The organism is Kitasatospora sp. NPDC059803, from assembly GCF_042732255.1.
Taxonomy (GTDB): Bacteria; Actinomycetota; Actinomycetes; order Streptomycetales; family Streptomycetaceae; genus Kitasatospora.
This window is the reverse complement of sequence record NZ_JBHWIJ010000515.1, coordinates 1-2,620: the sequence shown is the minus strand read 5'-3', so window position 1 is coordinate 2,620 and position 2,620 is coordinate 1. Positions and strand designations below refer to the sequence as shown.

The 2,620-nt window shown below is 71.3% G+C and carries 2 protein-coding genes; both read left to right on the top strand.

Annotation, left to right across the window (positions count from 1 at the left end):
* Positions 1 to 69 precede the first annotated feature (69 nt).
* Positions 70 to 1,491, top strand: coding sequence for a M14 family zinc carboxypeptidase (locus ACFV6I_RS38955; protein ID WP_380430965.1), 1,422 nt, complete (start codon positions 70 to 72; stop codon positions 1,489 to 1,491).
* Positions 1,492 to 1,676: 185 nt separating this feature from the next.
* Positions 1,677 to 2,411, top strand: a complete 735-nt coding sequence (locus ACFV6I_RS38950; protein WP_380430962.1) for an alpha/beta hydrolase — start codon at positions 1,677 to 1,679, stop codon at positions 2,409 to 2,411.
* Positions 2,412 to 2,620 lie beyond the last annotated feature (209 nt).

The following is a 2,620-nucleotide window of genomic DNA, read 5'->3' as shown; positions in this document are numbered from 1 at the left end:
GGCCTGCACCATGAGGTGCAGGCCGCCGCCGTTGGCGCGAGACTGGCGGGCAGACAAGGGAGGGCACCGATGTTGACCGATACGTCGACCAGCGCCGGCAGGGCGATCCTGCTTCACGACCGGCACCCCACGCTGGAAGAACTCGCCGACACAGCACACCTGTTGGCCGCCAGGCACCCGGAACTCTGCCGCGTGCGCACCGCCGGAACCTCCCGCGCCGGCCAGCCGCTGGTGCTCCTGACGATCGGCCGCGCCACCGCCACCGACAGCGTGCTGATCGTGACGGGTGCGCACGCCGACGAGTTCTCCGGCCGCGCCGGCATCGTGGAACTGGCCCACCGGGTCCTCGCGCAGCCGTCTCTGCACGAGGCGGTGACCTGGAACTTTCTGCTCTGCCTCGACCCCGACGGGGCACGCCTCGCAGAGGCCGGCGCCGGCACCCGAAGCCTGCCCGAGTACTTCGAGCACTACTTCCGCCCCGCCGCCGAGGAACAGCCCGAGTGGGCGCCGGCGATCGGCGGGAGACTGCCCGAGAGCCGGATCCTCCTCGACCTGATCGACGACCTCCGGCCGTCCCTCCAGTTCTCCCTCCACAGCGCCGACGTCGGCGGGACCTTCCTCCAGTCGACCTGCGATCTGGCCGGCCTCGCCGAGCCGTTCGCAAAATCCGCCGCCGGACTCGGGATCCCGGTCGAGACCGGCCCCTACGACGCCTTCTGGCTGCGCGAAGCGGGCCCGGGCGTCTTCATGATGGCGCCGCACCACATCGACCAGCAGGAAAGCAGCACCGGAATGCTGGCGCCACCTCACGCCGACCAGCCTCACGCCGGCCAACCCGACACCGGCCAACCTCACCCCGGCCAACCTCACCCCGACCAGCAGCAGGAGACAGGAGGCGTCCGCGCCACCACCTGGTTCGCCCCCCAGTGCTACGGCGGCGAGACGGTCATCGTCGAGACGCCGGTCTGGGCCAGCGCCCACCTCGGGGACACCCGCCCGGCCGACGACCCCTACGCGCGCCTGACCGCCTGCGCCGGCCAGGTCCGGGAGCGCGGACGCCTGGTCACCGACCTGATGGACGAAGTTCTGCCCCACCTGGACGACACCGCCCTGCTCCGGGCCGCGCGCACGCCGCTGACGGCATCGCGGCAACTGGCCCACGAGTGGGACCCGCAGGCCGCCGGACAGCGCCTCCTCCACCCGACGCCCATGACCGAGGCGAGACTCGCCGGCATCGAACTGTGGGCCCACCGGATCCCGGTCCGCGCGGTCGCGCTGCTCCGCCGCGCCGCCGAGGCGGCCAAGGCACCCACCACACCGGCCACCACCCGACTCGACCACCTCCTCCAGGACTGGTGCGCCCAGTACCAGCAGCGCTTCCAGCCGCTCTGGCTGCCCGTCGCCCGCCAGGCAGAGCACCAGGCGAACACCGTCCAGGCCGCCGTGGCGCTCAGCCGTCCGACGAGGCCCGGCTTTCGGCGCGACCGGTAGAACGCTCCGCAAAAACCCGTTTGGTGGGCGAGGCGACCGCTGCTATGTTTTCGGAGGCCGTGCGAGAGAACGAGGAGGTGGTACCCGTGAACGCAGTATTCACATGGGTGCTCTCCTCCGGGGTCACGGTCGGGCGATAGGTCGTCCGGGAGCGCCGTATCTGAGCCCTCCCGAAAGGCACGACCATGCACTTCACTTCTGAACAGCGTTTCGACGACGGTGTCCTCGAACGCGAGTTCACCCTCGGCGAGATCCCCGGCATCCTGTGGACGCCCGGATCCGCATCCGCACCGGCGCCGCTGATCCTGCTCGGCCACCCTCCCCTCGGACTGCGCAGGATGTACCCCCGACTGGTGGCCCGGGCCCGGCACGCCGCGGCGGATGGCTTCGCCACGGCCACCATCGAGCTCCCCGGAAGCGGCGACCGGCCCCGTTGGCCCGCCGTGGAGCAGGCCCGCGCTGACCTGCGCCGGGCGATGGAGGCCGGCGAGCCGGTCGGCGACGAGATCGTCGACGCCCTCGTCCTCCCGCTGGTCGACAAGGCGGTCCCGGAATGGCAGGCCGCCCTGGACGCCCTCCTCGCGCTGCCTGACATCGGCGGCCCGGTCGCGTACTCGGGGGGAGTGATCTCCATCGGCGTCCGGCTGGCGGTGGTCGAGCCGCGCATCTCGGCCGCCGTTCTGTTCGCCGGAAGTTTCGTGCCTCGCTCCATGTTCGAGGAGGCCCGGCAGGTCACCATTCCGCTGCATGTCCTGCTGCAGTGGGACGACGAAGGGAACGACCGGCAGGCGGCCCTGGACCTGTTCGACGCCTTCGGCTCGAAGGAGAAGTCCCTGCACGCCAACATGGGCGGGCACACCGGCGTCCCGCAGTTCGCCGGGGACGCCGCGGCCCAGTTCTTCACCCGACACCTGAGGTGAGGCCGGGCCGTCGGACCGGCGGCAGACGGTAGCCGATGTCGGCCGGCCTGCCACTCGTCGACGGCAGGTCCCGGCCGTCTACAGGTCTCTGCACCGTGGGCCCCTGCCGAACTCCTTGGGTTCTAGGAGTCGTTGCAACACCCCAGTTCAAGGGGTGCGATGGACTTCGAGATCCGCAGGGTCCGGGCGAACCACACCACGAGGCCTCT